This is a genomic window from Candidatus Syntrophosphaera thermopropionivorans (genome assembly GCF_004353895.1).
In the GTDB taxonomy this organism is placed as follows: domain Bacteria; phylum Cloacimonadota; class Cloacimonadia; order Cloacimonadales; family Cloacimonadaceae; genus Syntrophosphaera; species Syntrophosphaera thermopropionivorans.
Map to the genome: position 1 here is coordinate 293,978 of NZ_SMOG01000001.1, position 20,948 is coordinate 314,925.

At 36.4% G+C, this 20,948-nt stretch carries 15 protein-coding genes; 9 read left to right on the forward strand and 6 right to left on the reverse strand.

All coding sequences use genetic code 11. From position 1 onward, the window contains the following. Positions 1–8: 8 nt before the first annotated feature. The 5 genes from E0946_RS01185 to E0946_RS07315 all read right to left on the reverse strand — a co-directional run bounded on the left by E0946_RS01185 (position 9) and on the right by E0946_RS07315 (position 8,115). Complete coding sequence (locus E0946_RS01185; RefSeq protein WP_165942046.1) at positions 9–920, reverse strand: Ppx/GppA phosphatase family protein; 912 nt, start codon at positions 918–920, stop codon at positions 9–11. Beyond that, positions 913–3,201 carry a xanthine dehydrogenase molybdopterin binding subunit gene (locus E0946_RS01190; RefSeq protein ID WP_133200638.1) on the reverse strand — a complete coding sequence of 763 codons (2,289 nt, stop codon included), beginning with the start codon at positions 3,199–3,201 and terminating at the stop codon, positions 913–915. Before E0946_RS01190 ends, E0946_RS01185 begins: the two co-directional genes overlap by 8 nt. Next, positions 3,194–4,696, reverse strand: coding sequence for a xanthine dehydrogenase small subunit (locus E0946_RS01195; protein ID WP_133200639.1), 1,503 nt, complete (start codon positions 4,694–4,696; stop codon positions 3,194–3,196). The genes E0946_RS01190 and E0946_RS01195 overlap by 8 nt, the downstream gene beginning before the upstream one ends. A gap of 139 nt (positions 4,697–4,835) precedes the next feature. Next, the gene (locus tag E0946_RS01200) at positions 4,836–6,131 is read right to left on the reverse strand and encodes an McrC family protein (RefSeq protein ID WP_133200640.1); all 1,296 of its coding nucleotides are present in this window, start codon (positions 6,129–6,131) and stop codon (positions 4,836–4,838) included. A gap of 7 nt (positions 6,132–6,138) precedes the next feature. Further along, a complete protein-coding gene (locus tag E0946_RS07315; protein ID WP_243713682.1) occupies positions 6,139–8,115 on the reverse strand; it encodes an McrB family protein in 1,977 nt (658 codons plus the stop codon). A 333-nt stretch (positions 8,116–8,448) separates the two neighbouring features. On the opposite strand from E0946_RS07315, the gene rpsU reads away from it, so the two are divergent. The 9 genes from rpsU (at position 8,449) to E0946_RS01250 (ending at position 19,795) form a co-directional block, all read left to right on the forward strand. Continuing rightward, positions 8,449–8,655, forward strand: coding sequence for a 30S ribosomal protein S21 (gene rpsU / locus E0946_RS01210; RefSeq protein WP_133200641.1), 207 nt, complete (start codon positions 8,449–8,451; stop codon positions 8,653–8,655). An 81-nt stretch (positions 8,656–8,736) separates the two neighbouring features. Next, positions 8,737–9,279 (forward strand): CvpA family protein, encoded by a 543-nt coding sequence (locus E0946_RS01215; RefSeq protein WP_133200642.1) that lies wholly within the window; start codon positions 8,737–8,739, stop codon positions 9,277–9,279. After that, positions 9,276–11,624, forward strand: a complete 2,349-nt coding sequence (locus tag E0946_RS01220; protein ID WP_133200643.1) for an endonuclease MutS2 — start codon at positions 9,276–9,278, stop codon at positions 11,622–11,624. Before E0946_RS01215 ends, E0946_RS01220 begins: the two co-directional genes overlap by 4 nt. A 2-nt stretch (positions 11,625–11,626) precedes the next feature. Beyond that, positions 11,627–13,339, forward strand: coding sequence for a DNA primase (gene dnaG, locus E0946_RS01225; RefSeq protein WP_133200644.1), 1,713 nt, complete (start codon positions 11,627–11,629; stop codon positions 13,337–13,339). 26 nt (positions 13,340–13,365) lie between these two features. After that, on the forward strand, positions 13,366–15,105 hold the full coding sequence (rpoD, locus tag E0946_RS01230; RefSeq protein ID WP_133200645.1) for an RNA polymerase sigma factor RpoD: 1,740 nt from the start codon (positions 13,366–13,368) through the stop codon (positions 15,103–15,105). Positions 15,106–15,330: 225 nt separating this feature from the next. Beyond that, positions 15,331–16,149, forward strand: a complete 819-nt coding sequence (locus E0946_RS01235; protein ID WP_133200646.1) for a hypothetical protein — start codon at positions 15,331–15,333, stop codon at positions 16,147–16,149. Further along, the gene (locus E0946_RS01240; protein ID WP_133200647.1) at positions 16,149–17,087 is read left to right on the forward strand and encodes a hypothetical protein; all 939 of its coding nucleotides are present in this window, start codon (positions 16,149–16,151) and stop codon (positions 17,085–17,087) included. The genes E0946_RS01235 and E0946_RS01240 overlap by 1 nt, the downstream gene beginning before the upstream one ends. Beyond that, positions 17,084–18,631 carry an SAVED domain-containing protein gene (locus tag E0946_RS01245; RefSeq protein ID WP_133200648.1) on the forward strand — a complete coding sequence of 516 codons (1,548 nt, stop codon included), beginning with the start codon at positions 17,084–17,086 and terminating at the stop codon, positions 18,629–18,631. The genes E0946_RS01240 and E0946_RS01245 overlap by 4 nt, the downstream gene beginning before the upstream one ends. 303 nt (positions 18,632–18,934) lie before the next feature. After that, on the forward strand, positions 18,935–19,795 hold the full coding sequence (locus tag E0946_RS01250; protein WP_133200649.1) for a pyridoxamine kinase: 861 nt from the start codon (positions 18,935–18,937) through the stop codon (positions 19,793–19,795). A gap of 7 nt (positions 19,796–19,802) precedes the next feature. Here E0946_RS01250 and E0946_RS01255 read toward each other — a convergent pair whose 3' ends face one another. Next, positions 19,803–20,891 (reverse strand): iron-containing alcohol dehydrogenase family protein, encoded by a 1,089-nt coding sequence (locus E0946_RS01255; protein WP_133200650.1) that lies wholly within the window; start codon positions 20,889–20,891, stop codon positions 19,803–19,805. Positions 20,892–20,948: the final 57 nt, after the last annotated feature.

Below are 20,948 nucleotides of genomic sequence, written 5' to 3' on the forward strand. Positions count from 1 at the left end.
TTTATCAATTAATTTAAACTTTTAAGTTCATATTGTAGCAGGGCATAACGAATTCCACGAGAAGAGATAATAAATCCTGGAAGATTAAAGTGGGTTGCTATCTGCTGATAAATGACAGCACTGGCAAGGATAATGTCTTCTCGTCCGGGCTGCATTCCTTTAATTTTTCGGCGTTGCTCACTATTCAAAGTTTTATATAGTTTCACTTGTCTTTTAATCTCTTCTGAAGTAAGAAAATAGTTATGAATAGCCTCGTCTTCAAAATGTGCTAATTGTAAACTCACAGAAGCTAAAGTGGTCGCTCCACCGCCACTGGCAACTGAGAAAAGATTTTTTGGTTCGGGGAAAGTTTGTTCTAACTTTTGCTTTAGAAAGTCCTTAAGAGCATTAAACTCTTCTGGTGAAATAGGGTCGTTATGAATAAATTTATTCGTTAAAGTTAGTGCTCCAAAGGAAAAGTAGTTGTAGGAAAGGAACTTTTCACGGTATCCAAAAATAAATTCTGTGCTACCTCCACCGCTTTCAACCAGCATTGCTTTTTGTCCTGCTGGTATGATATTAGAAGAAGCAAGAAAGATAAGCTTAGCTTCCATTTCAGGTGAAAGAACATAAACTTGCCAGCCAAATTGTTGTTTAATCTTTTTCAGAAAGGAAGCAGAATCTTGAGCTCTTCGTAATGCCTCAGTTCCAGCACATACAACTTGCTCAACTTTAAGTGTATTACATAGTTGCTGGATAGATTTTAAGGCTTCAATGGCATCCTCTTGAACCTCTAAACCTAACTCATCGTTTTTTTGCAGTTTCCTGCCTAATTTAGTGATGAAGGTTACCTGTTTTAAGATACGGATACTATTGTTATCTATCTCTGCGATAATACATTTAATAGAGTTGGTTCCTAAATCTATTACTGCTTTAATCAAATTCCTTTTCTCTTTGTAAAGCAAGAAGAATTGCTTCAGGAGTGGCAGGAAACTTTAATAATGCTTGAGGGACAACACTCTTTATGGCATTCTGGATAGCAAACCAGACGGTTAGACCATAAATGAAAGGAGGTTCCCCAATAGCTTTGCTACCAAAAATGCTGGCATATTGACTTCCTGAAGAAATCATTTCTATCTGTATATTAAGAGGTAAGTCTCTGACTGTAGGAATCTTATAGGTAGAAGGATTGATAGCACGATAATGTCCTTTACCATTTCGGGGAATTTCTTCACAGGTACACCAACCCGCAGACTGAATAAAAGCACCTTCAATCTGACCTCGGTCAATATCTTCATTTAAACTATTTCCAGTTTCATGGACAATATAGACTTTCAATATTTGGTGTTCTCCGGTTAATAAATCAATCTGAACCTGGGCTAAAGCAGCTCCAAAAACGAAGTAATGAAAAGGTGAACCCTTTCCTTTCTCACGGTCAAAAGAAAGAGAAGGTGTACTATAGTATCCATAAGCTCCTAAGGGAATACGAGAAAGATAAGCCTGACGGATTAGGTCTTTAAATTCAATCTTTTTCTCTGGATAATCGGAAGAGTACACAGTTCCATCTTTAAAGCAAATTTCCTCCAGTTCACAAGCAATTCCTTGATTCTTAAGCATTTCCTGAGCTATAGGAAGCAGGTGGGATTTAATTTTTTCAGCTGCAATCCGAGAAGCATTTCCATTCAAGTCCGTACCAGTTGATGCAGCAGTAGGAGATGAATTTCCCACTCTTTGGGAATTACTGCATTCTACTCGGATATGTTCAAATGGTATGCCAAGTATTTCTGAAATTACCGTGGCACATTTAGTGCTTACTTCCTGTCCCATTTCCACTGCACTGGTGGTTAAGGATGCAGTTCCATCAATATAAATCCAAAGTAAAGCTGAAGCTTGATTCATATGCGTGGTGGTAAAAGATATACCAAATTTAACTGGAACGATACCCAGTCCTTGTTTACGGTCTTTATGTAGGGCATTATATTGTTCTACTTCTTCTTTTAGTTGCAGATAATTGCTGTTTTTAGCTAATCTTTCAAAAATAGCAGGGAAATTGCTCTCCATAACTTTTTGTCCATAAGGAGTGATATCACCAGAGCGATAAGCATTTAATTCACGTAATTTAAGAGGATCAAGCTGCAATTTTTGAGCTATCTGTTCCATAATGTATTCTATAATGTAAATAGCTTGGGGAGCACCAAACCCACGAAAAGCAGTATTAGGTGGGAGATTTGTACGACAGGCACGTCCTCTGATACGGACATTAGGTATAAAATAAGCATTTTCTGCATGAAACATAGCTCTTTCCAGAATGGCTATAGAAAGGTCAGCGTAAGCTCCTCCATTGCTTAGTAGTTCTATATCCAGAGCTTCAATTTTTCCCCGAGCATCAAATCCTACTTTCCAGCGTCCCTGAAAAGGATGTCGCTTTCCTGTGGAACGCATATCTTCTTCTCTTTCTAAGAGCACTTGAACAGGCTTATGAGTTAAAAAACAGCCTAAAGCTGCCATTGTGGCCCAGATAGTTCCGCCTCGTTCTTTCCCACCAAAAGCACCACCTAAACGAGGGACTTCAACAATTATGTGATTGGCAGGAAGGTTTAACAATCGGGAGACGACTTCCTGAACTTCCATAGTGCTTTGAGTTGCAGTATGAAGAAAAATCTGACCATCTTCTCCCGGAATAGCGCGACAACGCTGAGTTTCCAGGTAGAAATGTTCTTGAGTTGGTGTTTCGGTGATTCCTTGAAGAATAAATTCTGATTCAGTTAAAGCTTTTTGCACATCACCAGATTCTATCTTTCGTTCCGGGACATACCATTCACCTTTTTCATCAGCTTCCTCAATTTCAAAGATAGGTGGTAATTCTTCATATTTTAGATGGATAAGTTTAACGGCAGCTTCTGCTATTTTTTCGTCTTGAGCCAAAACCATTGCCAGAGGCTGACCAATATACATAATCTCTTTTTCAGGGAATAAAGGTTCATCCTGAATTACCAGTCCTATCTGATTTATTCCAGGAATATCTGCTGCCGTAATAACTTTTTCTACCCCAGGGAAGGCATTTGCTTCGCTAATATCCAGTTCAATAATATTTGCATGAGCTACAGGTGAAAAGAGGAATTTAGCATAGAGCATTTCTGGTAAAGGAATTTCATCAGCGATAAAATGGGATGAGCCAGTTAAATGCAATTTGCCACTGATATGAGGATAGGATTTATTCATTGAAACCTCCCTCAAGGAATTCTTGAAGATAGTTCAGAACCTGATTTCTGATTACCAGCTGACGATATTCTTTTGAACCCCGAACATCTGATATAGGTCTGAATTCTGCAGCTATAATTTCTGCAAACTCCAGAGGTTTTATTTCCTCTTTGCTTTTTCCAATGAGTAGTTCTGGAAATTTAGATGAAAGTTTTGGAATAGGTGCCACACCTCCAAAAGCAAGTTGGGCTTCTTTAATTATTCCTTTCTCGGATACTATCTTTATGGCACTAACTACAGATGAAATATCTACTGCCTTACGTTTTGCTGCTTTAGTGGTTCTAATAAATGCATCTTTTGCCGGGACTGGAATGATTATCTCTTTGATGATTTCTTTTGGTTGTAGTTTTGTTTTTCTATAATCCAGAAAGAAATCTTGTAGAGAAATTTCTCTGATACCAGAGGAAGATAATAGGGTTAAAGATGCATCCATAACTAATAAAAGAGGAAGGGTATCTCCAATAGGAGAAGCATTTGCAATATTTCCAGCAAGAGTGGCAAAGTTACGGATTTGCCTGGAAGCTATCTTATTAACCAGTTCGTATAGTGAAGGTAAATCAGATTTAATAATTCCTGAATGCTGTATATCGGAATAGGTAACTCCAGCACCAATTATTATTCCTTGGTTAGTATAATTTATCTGTTTCAGCTCTGGTAGTTCGCTTAAATCAATCAAGACAGGAATCTCTTCTTTCTGGATATTCATTCTCACCATCACATCAGTACCACCAGTTATAAAGACAGCTTCGGGTTCATCTTGTAAAATATCTTTTAGCTCAGGTAAGCTTCTGGGGATAAGATAAGAAGTGCAAGGGAAGAATAACTTTCCAGTCCTTTGCACGGTTTCTGATTTGTCTTTAAAGCAGAATAATCTTGGTTCAATTGCTCTACACCAATCTGGAATTATATCAGAAGGGGTAAAATTTTCTGAAAGCTCTCTTGTTGCTCTAAGAATGCTTTGATAGCTTCCGCAACGACAGAGATTTCCTTCTAAAGCGGCAAGGATTTCCTCTTCGTCTGGATGGGAAGAATTGGCTAAAAGGGCAAAGAGGCTCATAACAAAACCAGGTGAACAGTATCCACATTGCAAGGAATGTTGTTTATACATAACTTCTTGTATAGGATGAAGGTGTTCAGGAGTGCCTAATCCTTCTATAGTTATTAAATGTTTGCCGTGTAGTTTTGCAGCATTATAGAGGCAGGAATTGATGGCTTCATAGACTATATTTCCCTCTTTTACATAGGCAATAACAACTGTGCAGGCTCCACAATCTCCTTCATTACAGCTACATTTTGTTCCATATAAGTGTTGATTATTATGTAAAAACTCAAGAGTGGTTTGAGCAGGAGGAATTTCTGCAGTGATGTATTCTCCATTGAGCCAGAATTGTATTTTATTAAAGTTATAAGTCCTTTGTAATAACTTTATAAGATTTTCAGAGTTATGAACTTCCATATATTTCCCTTCCTTTTTAACCTTTAAATCTTATTGCTGGATAAACTGAAATTTGTCCAGATTTTTTATTGGAAATACCTTATAATAAGGAGATTGTAATCTTTATAAAATGAAAGAAAGTTTTAGAAAAGCATGGTTATTATTCCATCTTCTGGGAAAGCCATTCAGATATTGTGCTATAAATAGATTCCTGAAATTCCTTTATATTTTCCTTACATTCAAGTAGTATGGTATCACAACCAATAGTTTCTTTTTGAGTATCTTCAGGCGACTCATAATGACCCTTTTTACTGTTTTTAGGATTTCCAGGATAGATCAGAGCATTTTTGTGAGTATTAAATATATTAGCATAAGCAAATATCTGCATTAAATCTGAATCGGAAGGTATAGCATTAATGTTTTCTGGAACTTTCCATTTAGTGTCCAGAATATAACAATCAGTCTGTTTATTTGCCTCATTAGTTTGTTCCTGGATGATAATATCAGGTTTAATCTCTCTTTTATTATATTCCGAACTCCAAAATAGTTTTTTGCGTTGAGCGTAAACATTGTATTTTGATTGATTCCGTATAAATTGCTTCCGAAGTGTTATATAGATAAATTTCTCCCATAGTTTATTCATATCAAACATAAGGGCAAGAATATGATTTGTGCCAGAACTTAAATCGGGATGAAAGTTTAGAAGAAGTAGTTTTGCTATTTCCGTTGCCGGTCTATAACTTTCCGTTTTTCTATTATATTTTAAATTTGCAAAAGTTTGAGCCGTAATAGTTCTTTTTTGCACTTCAGGGAAATAAAGTTCCAGTACTTTTATACGATTGTGCAGATGTGCATTATCCGTTAAGGTTTTGATAAGCTGAATAGTTTCCCTAAATATAGAATGCCAGATATGGTCATAGTTATAAGTAATATTACGAGTGTAGAAAAGCTCTTTATGCACCAGATTATGAGTTATATGTTTAGGGAAATAAAGAGAGCCTCTTAAAACAGCCTGATTAGAAGTTACTGGCTGATATTGTTTAATTAAACCTGTATGAATGAGGTATTCCAGTTCCGAGATAAATATTTCAAAATAGAGTTCTAATATTGAATTGGGAATTAATTTCAGCCAGCTTGAAGAGGGAGCTTTTATCAGCTGTAACTCAATTTCTCTAAGCATATTAATAAGCAATTTGCGCCATTTATTCTCATCTGTGCTGTCTTTATCCGCTTTAGGGAGCACTTCAATCTGCAGATTACCTATCTGAATAACACCTACATACTCTTTAAATTTTATACCGTTAGCAATTAGAGTATATAGACTATCCTTTTCTTTTTGCTCATTATAGAACTTGATTAACTGATTGTAATATGTCTCCTTAAATATAACACCATTATATTCTTTATCTACAATCAGTTTATTATGCTCAAAGATTGTTATCTTATTGATTTTCATTAGATTTTTATGATGTCATAATTTCCTTGAGTGCTTCTTTAAATTCTTCATCGGGAACTTCATTTTCACTTTTGATTAAATATACCGTATGTTCAAGGTCTTCTTCATAGGGAAAATCGAGTTTAGAATATTTTGATTCTTTATATTCTATAGGATTAAGAAATTTAGAACTAAGGATTAAGCCTATTTTTTCATAACGACCATAGAAATATTCTTGGAGAAGTGGAATTATCTTATTAAAAAATACCTGTTTTAAATCCTGTAAATTTTCTACATTCATAAAATAACTATGACCAATGCAATGGTCTTTATCCAGGAGACCGATGATTCTATCATTAATAACTCTAAGAAGATCTTTAAGATTGATATCTTCTATATTCTCATTTTTAAATTTATCATATTCAGGTTCCATTTCTATAAAACTGAATCTTCTTCTTAAAGCTGTATCTAAAGCTTCCACATTACGGTCTGTGGTATTCATAGTACCGATAATATAAAGATTGGAAGGAACGCTAAAACTGGTTTTACTATAAGGTAGAATCACTTCCAGTTCTTCTATTTCACCTTTTCTTTTGTTTGCTTCTATAAGGGTTATCAGTTCACCAAAGATTTGAGCTATGTTGCCTCTATTTATTTCATCTATAATAAGAACATAGCTATCTTTTTTACCACTCTTGTCGTTCCAGCCATAACTCTTCAATTGTTTTTTTATAATTTTGCAAAAGTTTGTAAGGTTTTCAGGGATATTTCGGTTTAAAATATAAGATATCAGCGTATTCTTTGGAATAGTATAGCCCTTATCCTGATTTTCTTTTGGGTAAATATATAATTCATTATCCAGATTTAAAACTATTCTATAGATCTTATTATCTGAAGATATATTTATTGGACCTTTTTTTAATTCATTCAACAATGTCTTGTAAGCTTTTTCAAAATCAACTCCATCAGGCAAAGTTGCCCTATCACAAAGAGTTTTAAATATTCCAGGAAGCACTTCATAACTTATAGCATTATTCTGCTCTTTATGGGTAACTGGCTTAATCCCTTCTATGAAATATTCATAACTCACACTCTGATGGAAAGTTGTAAATACAACTCTTCCTTCTTCTAACAATTCATTAAAAATCTTTCTTCTTTCTATCTCATTTTGTGGCTTTATTTGTCTGGTAATTTGGATTGCATAATTAATAGCGTTATAGGTTTTACCAGTTCCAGGAGGACCATATAGAATTTGATTTAGTGGAAAACTGGTATTAATAATATTAGTTTCCGATTCTGGTTCTCTTTTTTCTACTGTTTCATCTTTTTTCTTTTTATCTTTATGATAGTTCCAGGCTTCATCAGATATTACATAAAAAGGTAGGTCAGTATATTTTCTTACTTCTTCTAATATTCGTAAGTAATCTTGATAGGTTGTATTTTTATCAACTTTAATTGTCAGGCTATATTTATCTTTTAAATAATCAGTTACAGGGTCATCAAGACAAAGATAGCTTTCAGGATTTATTAAATATAATCCATCAGTTAATTTACAAATTCCAATACCCTTCATATGTAGGATTTCTGAAAAAGCTTCATCTGTTATCTTATTCTCAACTGCCAGATAGAAAAAGTTCCATAATTTTTCAATTTCATTATTTGTGCGTTCCGATTTTACAGGAAACCACCATACATTTTGAGGATTTGTAGAAGGGACGCCATCTATATCTACTGGTACAGTCAAATTAAGCTTTTTAGCTAAGTTCTGTATAATTTGAAGTCTTTTTGCTTGACCAAATTTATTTAAATATGAAATGAAAGTAAAGGGGTCTATTTCTTCTAATTCAAATTCTAAACCTTTATCTTTTTCTTTTTCTTTTGGTTTTTCTCCAAGAATTTCTTCTAATAAGCGAATTAATTCTTTCTGTCTATCTTTCATATTTTTTAGGTATTCAACTAATTCTTTATAAGTCTGAATCCAGGTAAATTTATTTGATTTTTCCATTATTATCTCCAAGGTTAAATAATTAAAAAACTGATAAAAAATAATATTCTTTATGTCAAGATGAAATAGATCTCTTTCTGTTTTTGATTATGATGCTGGAAGAGGTCATGGGAAGGTAAACCTACTTGCAAAAATATAAATTTAAGGACAAGTTAAGAAATGCTACAACTTAAATGAGGAAGCCTTAAAAAGAGAAGGTTTTTAGAGGAATCATAGTATCTATTATAGTATCAATTAGAAAAGATATAATTTAGTCTTACCATTTTCATCTTGACAGATAAGATAATGTTAAATTATAAGTTAATTTTACAATAAAATAAGGAGGTGATTTGATTGCCAACAGTCGTAGCCAAAGAAAATGAGTCCTTTGATTACCTATTGAAAAGGTTTAAGAAGAAATGCGAGAAAGCCGCAATTCTTTCTGAGATAAAGAAGCGTCAGGCATACGAGAAGCCAAGCGAGAGGAAAAAACGTGAAGCTAATGTGGCTCGTCGTAAAATGATTAAGCTACAGCGCAGAATGCAGCGTTATATGAGGTAATATTTGAATTATCCTTTATCCAAAAAATAACCCATTGGCAACAGGGAATGTCCCTGTTTGCTTTTTTATTGAGGAGAAGAAATGGGTTTTATAGACTGGCTAATTCTTGCCATTCTTATATTTTTCACCATTCAGGGATTTGTGAAGGGTTTTATAGCCACGCTGGTACGAATTGATGGAGCTTTTGTTGCTTTTCTGTTAATAGGTCAGATTTTTCCCCTGGTTCGGAATAGTTTGATTATAAATTTGCATCTGGGACGGGTTCCTTCTTCCATTTTAGCCGTAATTTTACTTGTTATTATCATTCTGGTTTTACTTCGTCTTATAGCCTGGATTTTAACTAAAGTGATTAAAGCTATGCATCTTTCTTTCCCAAACAAGTTGTTAGGTATGATTTTTGGGTTTGCCAATGGTCTCTTAATAGTTATAGTATTTATGGTGGCTTTAGATTACTTTCCCAGCGTGACTATTCCTCTGAAAGATGGGTCTAAACACAGGGTCTATGCAGCGGTTGATACTTTTAAAGAAGATATCTTTACTCAATTGAAATTTTCCGAAAGAGACCGTTTCCACCAGATAAGTGAAACATTAAAAGAAAAGGAGAAAAAAGCTTCCAGTAAATGAACGATAAAGAGCTTTATGCAGACCTGGAATATTCCAGATTAGTAGAAGAAGTATATACACGATGTGAGAGTATTTTAGGCAAGGAACGGGCAAAACAGCTTAGACCTCTATCAGAAAAGACAGAGATAGAGGCATCGCTGGAACTTGTTTCCGAGCTTCAAGAGGCTCTAAATCGTGGAATCTCCATCAATTTTACTGATTTATCCAATCTGCAACCTCTTTTTACAGAAGCTACATATTCTCTTTTTGGTTTTGAAGAATTTCAGCAGGTATATTTACAAGTTTCCCTGGCTGAAGCGGTAAGTGAGAAAGCGGAAAGTGTAGAAGATTTTCCTGTGCTGAAAAAGCTGTGGCAAAAAGTGAAACCTCTGAATGAGATAAAGACCCGCTTTGAAAAGATATTTGCTCCTGAGGGTGAGGTTCTGGATACTGCGTCAGTAGAGCTAAATAGAATCCGTAAAAGATTTGCTTCATTACAGCGTAGCATCCAGAAAACAATGCAGAATATGCTCAATGATGCTCGTTATGAGAATTTTCTTCAGGACAAGTTTATTACCCGACGGGAAGGTAGATATGTGCTTCCGGTAAAAGGTAATGCTGGTGCATTTGTTCCTGGAATAGTTCAGGGACAATCCGGAAGCGGTTCGACTCTTTTTATTGAACCAGAAAGTGTAGTTCCCTTGAATAATGAACTTCAGCTTCTACTTCAGGAAGAAAAGAGAGAAATATTCAATATTTTCAATGAATTCACTGCTCAGATTAAAGAGCAAAAGGATATCCTGATTGCCAATCAGGAAGCTTTAACGGAGCTGGATTTCCGTTTTGGTTGCGCTCGACTTTGCTACACTTTAAAAGCAAAAAAGCCTCAGATTGTAGATGAACCAGCATTAAAACTTTATTCTGCTCGCCATCCTTTGCTTATTTTAAGTTTGAATGATGTGAAGAAAGTAGTACCTTTTGACCTGAATTTAGGTGAAACAGCAAGAATCATACTTCTTAGTGGACCCAATACGGGTGGTAAGACAGTTTTGTTAAAAGCTACTGGTTTATTGACTTTAATGGCACTTTCAGGTTTACCTATTCCGGCGGAAGAAAATAGTGTGATTGGTAGATTTAATCAGGTCTTTGCTGATATAGGAGATGAGCAATCTATAGAAAATGCTCTTTCTACCTTCTCTTCTCACATTGGAAAGATAGGAAGAATGCTTAAATCTGCGGATGACAAGAGTCTGGTGCTAATTGATGAAATTGGAGCAGCAACTGACCCTCAACAGGGTTCCGCTTTAGCTCAAGCTATACTGGAACGCTTAACGGAGCTTGGATCAAAGGCTGTGGTCACTACTCATTATACTGCTCTAAAGATTTTTGCGGAAACTCATCCAGATTGTCTGAATGCTTCAATGCAGTTTGACTTGAAAAGTCTGACTCCCACTTATCGTTTTACTACTGGTATCCCTGGCGATAGTTTTGCCATTGAAGTGGCTTCTTCTCTCGGATTGGAACCTGATTTAATTGAGAGAGCGAAGGAACTGAGTGGCTCTCAAAATATAGAATTTACTGAGCTACTCAAGAAGATGCAGGAAGAGAAGAAAGCCCTGGCACGAGCTACTTATGAGTATGAACTCAAAACACGAAATCTGGAATCAAAACTGAAGGAACTGGAAAGCCGGGAAGCTGCTTTAAATGCAGAGTTAAAAGAGCGAAGAAAGAAATATTTACAGGAGCTTCAATCAGAACTAATAGCTCAACAAAAGCTGTATCAGAGAGAGCAAGAATCCCTGAAAAAGATGGAACGAGAAGAAAGAAAGTCAGTTTCGGAAAGGAAATTGCAAGATATTAATAATAGATTGCAAGATATTAATAAAGAGTTAAGCGATTCTGAGATTGAGCAAAGGCAAAAAATAAGAGTTCCCCGAGAAGGTGATAGAGTCTGGTTAGCCACCCTGGAAACCGAGGTTACTATCCTGGAGATTAAAGACCAGCAAGCAATAGTTGATTTGAATGGCATTACTTTTAAGACTGCTCTGGATAACCTTTATGAGATAGGGAAGCCTGCCAAGAAGGAAGAAATGGTGGTCATAACTCATTCCAATCCACCTCCTAAAGCTCAGTTTGAATTGAAACTGCTTGGATTGACCTTTGAAGAGGCAAAACCCTTAATAGATGAATTTCTGGATGATGCTATGCTGGCAGGATTGCATACCCTGCGTATTGTTCATGGTAAAGGCACAGGTGCTCTGAGAACTAAGGTGCGAGATTATTTAAAGAAGAAAAAACAGGTTATATCGCTGGAAACTCCCTTACCCAGTGAGGGAGGGACAGGAGTTACGCTGGTTAAGATTTAATTATGGATAAAAATCTGATAGAAGAAATTAGGAGAAGTAACGATATAGTGGATGTAGTTCAGGAATATGTGCCACTGAAAAAGGTGGGCACAAACTGGCGTGGTATCTGTCCTTTTCATAATGACACTCATCCTTCCCTATATGTTAGTCAACCCAAGCAGATTTTTAAGTGCTTTGCCTGTGGAAAAGCAGGAAATGTCTTCACCTTTGTTCAGGAATACGAAAAAATGAGCTTCTATGAAGCAGTAAAGAAGCTCGCTCAAAGAGCAGGAATTGTTATCCCAGAAAAGGAAAGAATTTCTCCTGCATCAACAAAAAGAGCGCAATTATTGCGGATTTATACTGAAACCAGGGATTTCTTTACTAATCAGTTGATGAAACAAAAGGAGGTGCTATCCTATCTTCAAAATCGTGCCATCAGTCCAGAAACAGCTAAAACTCTGGAGCTGGGTTATGCACCGGAAGGCGAAAAGGTTTTGCTAAATTATCTGCTGGATAAAGGGTATTCAGTAAATTTGCTCAAAGATTCAGGACTATTTGGAAATTATTCCGGCAATCTTGTTGATTTTTTCCGGAATAGATTGATGTTTCCAATCCATAACAGTATTGGCGAAGTGGTGGCATTTGGTGGCAGAATTCTGGAAGAAAATGAAAATGTTGGTAAATATGTTAATACTCCGGGCACAGAATTATACACCAAAGGAAAAGAACTTTATGGCTTCTTCAAGACCAAATATGAAATCAGTAAGATAGGTTATGCTCTAATCTGTGAGGGATACTTTGACTTTTTAAGGCTCTATGAAAACGGATTTCAGAATGCCGTAGCATCTTTAGGAACTTCTTTAACGGAAGATCAAATTTATCTTCTGGCAAGATATACCAATAAGGTTTATATGCTGTATGATGGAGATGCGGCAGGAATTAAAAGTGCTCAAAGAGCTGCTTTACTATGTTTATCCAAAGGTCTGGATGCCAGCATTATAGAACTGCCAGAAAAAGATGACCCGGATAGTTTTCTCTTAGAAAAAGGACCTGAAGCACTCCAGGAAAGAATAGCTGCAGCAAAGGATGTAATACATTTTATGGCTGAAGCTAAATCTAAAACTCCGCTTATGGAAAGAATAGACCAGCTTCTGGATGCGGTTCGTTCCATTAAAGACCCTATCAAACGAGAACTGATAGTGAAAGATATATCTGAAGCTTTCAATGTTTCCACTCGTTCTTTATTTTCAAAGTTGCATAGGACTTCTGTGGTAGAAACAGAGGGATTATATTCCACTCCTGCTTTAGAGGAATATCCTGAAGAGAGACAATTACTTATCCTGGCTCTTAAGGACCCCGATAATTTTAATTTACTTGCTCAAGACCTATCTCCCGATTATTTTAACAATAAAAGGTATAAAGAGTTGTTTAAGTATCTGGTTAATAATGCTTCGGCTAATATGATTTCGGAACCGGCTCAACTACTGGATTTAATGGAAAACCAGGAGTTGAGAGGATTAGTGGGAGATTTTCTCTTTGAAGAAATGCAGGATTTGGACTTTATGTCTGTATTAGAACAGGTGAAAATTAGAAAAATACAAAGAGATTTGAGGGATATTGATAGGCGTATTATGGCAGAACCCGAAAATAAAACTTTGCTGAAGGAGAAGAGCAAGCTTGTTGCTCTTTACCGGCAAATGACCAGTAAGGTTGTCCATAAAGACCTTACATAGATTTTTAAACCCGATAAGGAGAATCAATGATAACTTACAATGAATGTCTGAAAAAACTGGTTGAGTTAGGTAAGGATACAGGGTATATCACATTTAAACAGATTAACGATATCCTACCTAATAGCCCCTTTTTCCTGGATAAGGTAGATGACATCATCTTTGACCTGGGTCAGGAAGGCATAGAAATAATTGATGAAACAGAAAAAAGGCTCACCAAAGGTGGTGTGGCAATTAAAAAACCTAATGTGCCCAAGAAGTTTAAGAATAAACGCTATTATGAAGACCCCGTGCGTATGTATCTAAAAGAAATGGGAAGAGTGCCTCTACTGGATAGAGAGGGTGAAGTGCGTGTGGCTCAAAAAATTGAGACCTACCAGAAAATGATTAATCAAAATGTATATAAATCTGGTTCTACTTTACGGGAAATGTATAATTTCTTACATCGTTTTCGCGAACATAGAGTTCGTCTGGATCAGATTTTCCATATAGACCTGGGAACCTGGATAGATAAAAAACAAGACACGGTTATCATAGAACAATTCAAAGAAATATTGAAGAAAAACGAAGCTACCTTTAATAAAATTGGTGAGATTTTAGATAGTTGTGATTATGATGAAAGTGGAAATGCTACTCGTCAGGAGGAAATTGAAGCTTTACGCAATGATATTGTTAATACTTTTAATCAGCTTTCTTATAATGAGAAACTTATTAAGCGAATGGTCTATCGGATTCGCAGTTTAGTGGAGAGAATAGAAGAAAGTTATACCATTATTAACGAGTTAACCCGCATAGAACGCTATACTATAGATGAGATATGCACTTATGGTCGTCGAGCAAAAAAATCTCCTGAGGACTTTGAAGAAGTCAAAAAGGAAACCGGTATAGATCCGGAAATCTTTATAGAGACTCTGCGCAAAATTAAGAATGCTCGTCGTAAGATTCGTCGGGTGGAGCTGGAAACCAAGATGACTGGTTCCGACCTTATTTTCTTACTCCGGGAGATAGAAAGAGCTGAAAGAAATAAGGAAAGAGCACAACATGAAATGATTGAAGCTAATGTTCGTCTGGTCATCTCTATTGCCAAACATTACAATAATAGAGGCCTGGAATTCTTAGACCTTATTCAAGAAGGAAATACTGGATTAATGCGTGCCGTGGAAAAATATGATTATCGTAAAGGTTATAAATTTAGCACTTATGCCACCTGGTGGATTCGTCAAGCTATAACTCGTGCGATTGCCGACCAAGCTCGCACTATTCGTATTCCCGTTCATATGATTGAATCTATCAATAAGATTAATAGGACCACTCGTCGTCTTCAACAAAAGCTGGGCAGAGACCCTTATCCTGAAGAAATCGCAGAAGTGCTGGATATGCCAGTAGATAAAGTGAAGAGTGTGCTATCCATAGCCAAGGAGCCTGTGTCTCTGGATAAACCTATCAGTCATGATAATGAAGAAAGTGTGCTCAGCGATTTTATTCCAGACCGTTCTACTATCAGTCCAGAAAGACTGGCAGAACGCACTATGTTGAAAAAACAGGTAGATGAAGTGCTGAAAACTCTCACCACTCGTGAAGAGCGAGTTATTCGCCTTCGTTTTGGTATTGACGATGGTTATCATCGTACATTGGAAGAAGTAGGGAAAATCTTTCAGGTTACGCGTGAACGAGTGCGTCAAATAGAAGAAAAAGCACTTAAAAAATTGCGTCATCCTTCTCGGGCAGCCATTTTACAACAGTTTCTGGATAACTTTAATGTCAAGTGACATACACTCATCTGTTCTTTACCTTCAAGAACAGAGTGCAGTGCCTAAACACTGCACCCTGTTGTAAAAGGACAAATCCCGCGCTCCTAAATAAACAGGGAAGGTAAAGTGGTAGAAAAAATACCGAATCTTCCCTTTGCACCATCCATTTTGAACCTTTCACTTTCCTTAATCCATTGTTTTTCTTTCCTTTTTCCCCTAATATCTGCTGCTGAGGATTGAATAATGCTCTATAGTTGTGACCAGAATAAATATCAATCCTGGTATAATAGTTTATCTTTAGAAGAGCGAAGCTGGCAAAAGATTATAGCTAAACTCTGGCAAATATTCCAGCTTTATCCTGAGAAAGAGCTATCTGATACCGATATATTTTATCTAATCTCATTAATTCCTTCTCTACAGAAAAAGCAAGAAAAGCTCATTTACGATTTATGCTCTAAAAGAAACATAAGCTATTGGGTAACAAGAGTAAGTAGAGCAGGGGATTTTTTATATTTAATTTGTCCGCAGTTGGATTCTCTGAAGAAAAACCTGGAAGGAAAGAATGGTGAACAGTTGTATCGTTATCTAACCCGAGTTTTTCAAAATATCATAATTCAATGCAATAATAAGATAATAAAAGATTTGGAATCTGCTGAATCTAATTATGATGATAATCTTATGAATTCTTCCTGCAAAGAAATATATCAACCTGCTAAGATTAAAACTATGGGCGAGATTATTCTGGAAGAAGAGAACCGCAGGGGTGCAGAAAAGTTGTATATTCAGATAAAGCAAGAATGGTCCCTCAATAAAATAAACCTGCTCTGTGAATATTATGATAAGGTCAACGGGATTAAAACTGAAAGACTTAAGGCAGAAAGTGAAAACAATATATATAAATTGCATCAGCGATTGCGTGCAGACTTTAATGAACTACTCACCCAATATAACAAGGATGAAATTAGAGCTTTTTTCAAGCTGTATATGCCAGAATTATGTCAGAAAACCCCTCCTTCTCCAACATATCTATATAATAAGAAAACAAAGGCGGGAAAACTCTAATGAAAAACGAAGATTTAGAAAAAGAACTCTTTGAAATCTATCTGGACTCCTTAGAAGATAGATTTGATTTTAATGAAGATAAAGAAAAAATAGAAAGCTTGATCACAGAGGCAGGTGAAGCCAGTATCATAGTTGAAAAGAAGAATATTATAGAACCGATAGAGACTCAAGTGCTGGGGACTATTCGTCAGCTTAGTCACTCTGGTAAACTTATCAATTATACACCGTTAGAGCTTAAAGAAAATGGACTTTTTCTGGCGATGAAAGCCAGCTCTTTTGTTCGTTATGCACTGAATACAGATATTATCGCACCTGGCTATAGCGGTGAATACTTAATTGATCCATATAACAATTTTTTGCTTTATCCAGAAGAAATTGAATATAGTGTAGTGCTGGATTATCTGGATACCGTGAGTGTTCTGGCATTGCAGGAAGCTTTTGATAATATTAAGAAGGAAGAGCAGATACGGAAAAGGATAGATTTTTCTGCCATTCAGGATAAGTGGAAACTGGGATTCAGGTTCAAAGAGTATCAATTGACCAGCCATTTCCGCTTTAGAAATGTAGATGAAAATGCTATAGATTTGTCACCGATGGTAGATTTGCTGATGAAGAAAGAAGAACTATCAATCAGTAAATACGCTGCTGCCCGACCAACTTTAACGGAAGCTTTTGATTTAATGAGGCAACCAAAATCCTCTAATATCTTTTATGCGCTCACTCATACTCTGGTAAAAGAATCTGATGGCAGAGTTTTTCTCTATCCAGATGAGGATTATATAGATAAAGCTGGAAGGATTTATATCTGTACCGAGTGCGTTTTTGAGGGCTATATCCCCAGAAGATTGCGGTTAGGTGTGATAGGGTTTAGAGACCTCAAATCTATACAAGAATTGTTAAATATCCGCATTGAAATGGAAGAAGAGGAGAAAAAATGACTTTTCCTGAGCTTGTAACTGCCTATTTAAAGGAAGGAACTGAACTCCTGAAAAATAAAATTCTGGACTATCTGAATGCCAATAATTTTTCTGAAGAAGATTGGTTGCCCATCATTGATTTGCTTTTTAATCCCTATTCAAATAAGGTTAGTGCCTTTGCCTGGCTTGCTTTAATTGCTAAATCTCATCAGGATGAAGAGCTGGCTAAAAGTCTTAATTTGAATCCAGGTCAATTTTCCGAACTTTTTCAATCCCGCTTAAGAAAAGCTTCTTTCCCTGTAGTGGACCAACAAAGTAATGGAATCCTCGCTGAAGTTCTTATTTTCCCCTTCAGTTCAACCGAATCCAGAGCCATCTGTTTTAATAAAATCTATGCTGAACAAGCCAATATGCTTGCTCAATTGACCGGGAAAAGTTTTCTGATGGTATTCACAGAGGATTTTGTAGGCGATTCCTGGATGGCAGCAACTTCTGCCGCATTAATCGCAGATAATCCCGATGATTTGAAGGATTTTTGCTTTTCGGGAGTTGTGAATGAATCAGGTAAAATCTTGTCACCAGCTCAATTGACTGAGAAAAAACAGTGTTGTGAAGTCTATGGGAAAAGATTAATTACTGCAGTTAAATCTCTTGAAGAGTTGGAGTTCTGGCTTAATAGCTGCGAACTTCCCGTTCCCCTGGTGCAAAGTAGTGGAACACCAGATAAAAAGTCTTCCTGGTTATTAAAAATGGAAGCAGCTATTCAAAAGGAATATCCTCTTTTCAATCTCCAGGCTTTATTTGAATTTACCGGTTTGAATGTGGAGTGCCTCTCCATCTTTAAAGAAGGAGATTTTCCTTTTATTCCAGAAGTCTGGCAGGCTTTTCTGGGGGGAATAGACCACTTTGATAGAGTGGAACAAAAGCTTGGCACTCGTAAAGCAATCTTCTGGTATGCCGGAATGTTGAGCTCTCTTCAGTTTGGCATCGGAGTTATTTTCGGGTTCAATCGCCCAATCTATATCTGTCACTGGGAAGTTTCTAATCAGGAATATCTTCCTGTCTTCAGACTTTATCGTCCAAATAATGCCCGAGTATTGAAAAATGTGTCCTTTGATCCCCATTCTTTCACTCATATTAAGTATGAAATAGATGCTATATCCAATCAAATGACCGACCTTGCTCTAATCTTATATTTTGGTAGTCATAATCCCTATCAGGAAGTGATTAATTATTTTAAACCTTTATTCCCGGATTCTGGAACTCTTTTCATCTCCTTGAAGGAAAGTCAGGGACAAATCAATCTGGACTCGGATTGGCTGAGAATCGTGCAAGAGACCAATTCTTTACTTAACTATCTGAAAAAGAGTTATCACTGGCAAAGATTGCATATCTTCCAGAGCTCGCCCAATGCTATCTGTATGGCTCTCGGGATTGCTCTGGGAAATTTCACTTCTGCTACTATCTATCATTACCAACCTCAAGCAGAAGGGGAACATTATAAGGGGATGTATAACCTGGAAATGGTGAAAAATTATCGCCCTCAATATGTACCACAAACTTAAACTTGTTTCTTCCTATAGCCCGGATATGTTCTTTACCTTATTTTGTCTTGATAATTTTTCTTTCTTATCTCTCACTTATCTCCTGCTTATCAAAAGAGCTAAGAGAGAGTCAAGAGAGAGTCAAGGGAGAGGAGGTAAGTCCCTTAAAATGAATAAGTTAGGAATTATTATGACAAATATGTTAGCTAATGCATTGAATATTCATTAGATAGGTGAAATAAAAACTGAAGATTTCCTCAGATTTATTTGCTAAATGAGAAACCCTTAAAATTTGATTATAATTTAACAGGATAGAAGATAATTATGGAAAATAAAAGCAAAAGAATTCTCGCAATACATGATTTTTCCGGATTCGGACACACTTCTCTGATGGTTTGCATCCCTATTATGTATAGGATGGGTATTAGAGTTTGTGCTCTTCCTTCTGCCTATCTTTCCGCTAACACGGATTATCCTGAACCAATATGGATTGATATGAGTTCCTATTTGGATAAAATTAATGCACATTGGCAGGAGATAGGACTTTCTTTTGATGCTATCAGCAGTGGATTTCTGGCTTCACCGGCGCAAGTTGTGCAAATAGGAAAAGTGATAGAATCTTGGAGAGAAAAAGTTAAATTAGTACTGATTGATCCTGTGATGGGCGATTATGGTAAATTGTATTCCTGTTATGACGATAATATGATAGTTGCTATGAGAGAACTTATCAGTTTAGCAGATGTTATCACTCCCAATTACTCGGAAGCTGCCTGGCTGGCAAAAGGAGTAATTAGAAAAATAAGTGAAGAAAATGAACTTTTAGATTGGTGCCGAAAAATTAGTGAATATGGTCCACAACACATAGTGGTAACTTCTGTACCTGGCTCGGTTTCTGATAGTTTGAAGGTTATATATTATCAAGCAAAATTAGACAAATTAAGCACCTATCCCTTTGTTAAGAAAGATGGTATCTATCCAGGAGCAGGAGATTGTTTTTCGGCACTTTTGCTTTCCGGTTTAGTTAATGATTATGATTTTGATTCTTCAATAAAAGCCACAATCAAAATTATATCCAGAGCAATGGAAGAACCGATTATGGAAGGTACTGATTGGCGGGAAGGTCTTCCTTTGGAAAAGATTATTCAATGGGATTTAAGGAGTATCTTTTCGGAGACGGATGCTTAACTAAATTTTATTTCAGGCTTTTATAAATTTTCCGGATATCCTCTTCTTTCACCTTGATAGGTGTGTTTGCCATATTCCTGCTTGCCAGCACTTCCGCTATATGGCTTTCTATAAACTCTTCACTCAGGTCAAATTCTGCCTTTAATGGGAATCTATCCAGCCAGTTTTCAAAATCTTCCCGGGTAATGTCTAAATTAGAGAAAAGGATATCTAATTCTTCTTTTATATAAGGATAGTAGAATTCCATAACCTGCCTCAGCACTATTGCATTGCTAAGTCCGTGTGAAATGCCAAAATGAGTGGTAAGAGGATATCCCAGAGAATGTTGCAGCGTCGTTCCCGTCTGGGCTATAGTGATACCTCCATAGAGAGCAGCTTGCATCAACTTAGTTCTGGCTTGAAGGTTATTTGGTGAATTTAGTGCTATTTCCAGGTTTTTCATTATAGCCTCAATTCCGGCTTGAATCAAAGGATAAAGTAAAAGTTGTCTTTTATTAGAAAAGATACCTTCTAAGAGATGTGAAAATGCATCAATTGCAGTATGAAGGGTGATAGTAGCATTTAAGCTTAAAGTATAACGCGGGTTACAGATAGCCAAAGTGGGAAATGCGAGTTCCGTACCAAAACCTGCTTTTATACCTGTACTGGTATCAGTTAATACGGAATATTGAGTTACTTCACTTCCTGTCCCGGCTGTAGTAGGAATTGCTACCAGAGGAAGGGTTTGAGAAAATTTATCCGGGGTAAGATTCTCTTCTTCAAAGAGATTATTTGCAGTAATTAGAGCCATAGCTTTCGCTGCATCAATAGGACTACCCCCTCCGATAGCGATAAGATAATTGCACTGAGCATCTTTCAGAAACCTTGCACCTTCTCTAACTATATCCCAAGAAGGGTTTTCTTGCACTCTATCAAATATGGCATAATCCTGCTCAGCCTTCTTTAAAATGGGGATAAGTTCATCTAAAGCACCACTTAATTTTGCACTGCTTTTCCCGGTTACGATTAAAGGTTTAGTTCCCAGTCTTATAAGATAGAGCTCAGCTTTAGTTAAGGCATTCTCACCAAAGAAGATTCTACTCGGTGAATATAACATTAGATTTACTCCCGATTATGGTTATAATTTTAAATATTTTTAACCTTCAGCAGTTTA